Below are 3097 nucleotides of genomic sequence, written 5' to 3'. Positions count from 1 at the left end.
AGATAGCAAGGCACGGCGCCCAGCAGCTTGCCTTGTGCCGTCTCGAGCCTGAGGTGATGACCCTGCCAGCCGGTGCGCCGCACGGCACAGCCAGAATCCTCAAGCGCGCTCAGAAAACCGAATGAAACGAGCGGGTTGTAGCCGTTTGCTTTGTCGCCGCGCGCGGTTCCGGCGAAGCCGTTCCATTCATCGCAGGTGAATGCGCCGATGGTGGTCGCGATGCGGACCGAATAGTCCGCATTCGCTGTCGGTCCATCGTCGTCGTCACCCTGATCCATCCGGCTTATTTAAGCGTCCTCAGGGCAGCTACAAGTCACGTTTCAGGCACTGCCTCACAGCATGATGCCGAAAGTGCGAAGCGGTTTTCGGACGGCATCATGCTCGGATCTGATCCAGGTCGTTCGACCTGAAATCATCCAGCTCTAGGCGACCTTGACCAGGTCCGGCTCAAAGCCCTCGAAGGTCATCTGGTCGGCATATTTGAAGGTGAGGTCGACCGCCGGCTGGTCGTGCACGGTCCAGGTGATGACCGGCATCTTGAGCTTTTCGCGCACGAAGCTGACGAACGGGTTCGGCAGATCGCCGGCGGCGTAAGAGGTGAAGGCGAGGTTGTGCGCCAGCATGGCAAAATGCGCCTCGATCAGCTGGTCGTCCTTGCCGTAGGCGGTCAGCCCGCCGGGAATGCCCGGCGCCTCCTTGGCGAAGTCGCGGATCAGCCAATGGTCAAACGACATGATCGCCACCTTGCCAGTGTAGCGCTTGAGCAGCCTGCCGACGCTCGCGACCAATCCTTTGTCGTGGCCGGGAACACCTTTCAGCTCGACCACCAGCGGCACGCGTCCGTCGATCAGGTCGAGCGCCTCCTGCAACGTCGGCACATGATCTTTCGTGCCGCCCACCTTGAGCGCGGTGAGCTCGGCCGCGGTGAGTTGCCAGACGAAGCCATCCTCGCCTGTCAGACGTTTCAGGTCGCAGTCGTGGATGATGACGGGAACGCCGTCGGACGAGACATGCACGTCGCATTCGATCGCGTAACCGCGGTCGGCTGCCGCGGCGAAGGCCGACAGCGTGTTCTCCCAGCGTGTCTTGTTCATGTCATGGAAGCCGCGATGCGCGACGGGGCGGGCAATCAACCAGGAAAGGTCGGTCATGTCAGGCTCGTTTCACTCGACTTCGAAGATCGCTTCGATCTCGACCGCGGCGTTGAGCGGGAGCGACGCGGTGCCGACGGCGGAGCGAGCGTGCTTGCCACGTTCGCCGAGGACCGCGACGAGGAAGTCGGAGGCGCCGTTGGCGACCAGATGCTGCTCGACGAAGTCCGGCGCCGAGGCGACGAAGACCGTGATCTTGACCAGCCGGCGGATTTTTTCGAGATCGCCAAGTGCTGCCTTGGCCTGCGCCAGAATGTTGATGGCGCAGAATTTTGCGCCCTCCTTGCCGGCGGCGGTATCGATGTCGCGGCCAAGCAGCCCGCTTGCCTGCAGCTTGCCGTCCTTCAGCGGCAGCTGCCCGGCGGTGAAGAGCGTGTTGCCTGTCCGGCAGTAGGGCACGTAGTTGGCGGCCGGCGCTGCTGCGGCCGGAATGGCGACGCCGAGATCGCTTAGCCGCTTTTCGATTGTTTCGCTCATTGGTTTTCCCTATTGCTGGAAGGCGCCGCGTTGGCGGGGCCGAAATTGCTATTTTTGCCTCGCTTCCGCCACGACTTTTTTTAAGCTGGACCATCTTTCCCTGCGGCCTGCCATCGGCCGCGACGATCGGAGCACTGCATGCGCTTGACGCGCCTTTTCCTTTCCGCCGCTCTCCTGTCGGCGGCCATCCCGATGACTCCGGCCCTTGCCGTGCCAGCGCTGCAGGCGCACCGCGCCGTCTATGATCTCACGCTCAACAAGGCGTCCGACCGCTCCGGCATCACAGGCATCTCCGGCCGCATGGTCTATGAGTTCAACGGCTCTCCCTGCGAGGGCTATACGGTGAAGTTCCGTTTCGTCACGCAGATCGTCACCAGCGAGAACACCAGGCTGACCGATCAGCAGACGACGACGTTCGAGGACGCGGAAGGCAAGACCTTCTCCTTCGTGACGAAGTCCTTCGTCGACCAGAACCTCGACAAGGAAGTCAAGGGTATGGCGACCAGGGAGCCGAAAGGCCTCAAAGTCAACATCGACAAGCCCGAGAAGAACACGCTCGAGCTCGCCGCCACGCAGTTCCCCACCCAGCACCTCGTGGAGCTGATCGGCAAGGCCGAGAAGGGCGAGAACTTCTATCAGACCAATCTGTTCGACGGCTCCGAGGATGCCAATAAGGTGATGACGACCACCGTCGTCGTCGGCAAAAGAGCCGACGCCGACAAGGCGGACCCGGAAGCGCCGGCGCTCGCCAAGCTTGCCACCGACAAATACTGGCCGGTCGACATCGCCTATTTCGACGACACCGACAAAAGCGGCGAAGAGGTGCCGGAGTACCGGATCAGCTTCAAACTGCATGAGAACGGCATCACGCGCGACCTCGTCATGGACTATGGCGACTTCTCGATGACCGGCAAATTGGTGAACCTGTCGCTGTTCGATCAGGCCAAGCCCTGTCCGGCCTCGAAATAGCGGCGGGTTAACCACTACGGCGATCCGTCGCCGAGCCCGACTTGAAGGCGCCGCAATCCCGTTCCAGCATTCCCGTAGGCATTTCGGGGGAAAGCTTGGGCAGGATCGACGTGTTCGTGGCGCCGCGACCCAATCCGGCGCTGATCAAGGTGATGACGATCGTCAACCGGATCGTCATGCTGCGAGGGGTTCCCGGCTTCCGCGACTTGTTGCCGTTCAATCGGCTCGCCGGCCTGCGCGGCGTCGCCAATGTGCGTCACATCGACTTTCCCGTCGCCGACCAACAGAAGCTGCAGACCTGCTGTGGCCAAGGCCAAGCGACGTTCATCACGCCCAACCATCCGGAATTCTTCACCGACTGGATGATCGACAAGGAGATCGTCTCGCGCGTCAGCCCGCTTGCCGCCTCATGGGCAACACATGGGGTGGTGAACGGGCTCGGTCGGCTGATGCAGAAATTTTGGCTGGCCAACAATCTGATCGCGCAGATTCCCGGCAAC

Annotated in this window: 4 protein-coding genes and 1 pseudogene; 2 read left to right on the top strand and 3 right to left on the bottom strand. The window is 61.9% G+C overall.

Features of this window, described 5'->3' with window-relative positions:
- The 3 genes from EOA32_RS35630 to EOA32_RS35620 form a co-directional block, all read right to left on the bottom strand.
- On the bottom strand, window positions 1-278 hold a 278-nt coding region (locus EOA32_RS35630), incomplete at its 3' end, for a peptidogalycan biosysnthesis protein (RefSeq protein WP_189407656.1).
- Between the two features lie 144 nt (window positions 279-422).
- The gene (locus EOA32_RS35625; protein WP_128374182.1) at window positions 423-1151 is read right to left on the bottom strand and encodes a glycerophosphodiester phosphodiesterase; all 729 of its coding nucleotides are present in this window, start codon (window positions 1149-1151) and stop codon (window positions 423-425) included.
- Window positions 1152-1163: 12 nt separating this feature from the next.
- On the bottom strand, window positions 1164-1628 hold the full coding sequence (locus EOA32_RS35620; RefSeq protein ID WP_066992618.1) for a RidA family protein: 465 nt from the start codon (window positions 1626-1628) through the stop codon (window positions 1164-1166).
- A 138-nt stretch (window positions 1629-1766) separates the two neighbouring features.
- Between EOA32_RS35620 and EOA32_RS35615 the strand changes: the two genes are divergently transcribed.
- Window positions 1767-2597, top strand: a complete 831-nt coding sequence (locus tag EOA32_RS35615) for a cell envelope integrity EipB family protein (RefSeq protein ID WP_066992621.1) — start codon at window positions 1767-1769, stop codon at window positions 2595-2597.
- Window positions 2598-2692: 95 nt separating this feature from the next.
- A pseudogene (locus EOA32_RS35610) lies at window positions 2693-3097 on the top strand (hypothetical protein); the annotation flags it as partial.

The organism is Mesorhizobium sp. M1A.F.Ca.ET.072.01.1.1, from assembly GCF_004023325.1.
In the GTDB taxonomy this organism is placed as follows: Bacteria; Pseudomonadota; Alphaproteobacteria; order Rhizobiales; family Rhizobiaceae; genus Mesorhizobium.
This window is presented reverse-complemented; position numbering and strand designations above follow the sequence as displayed.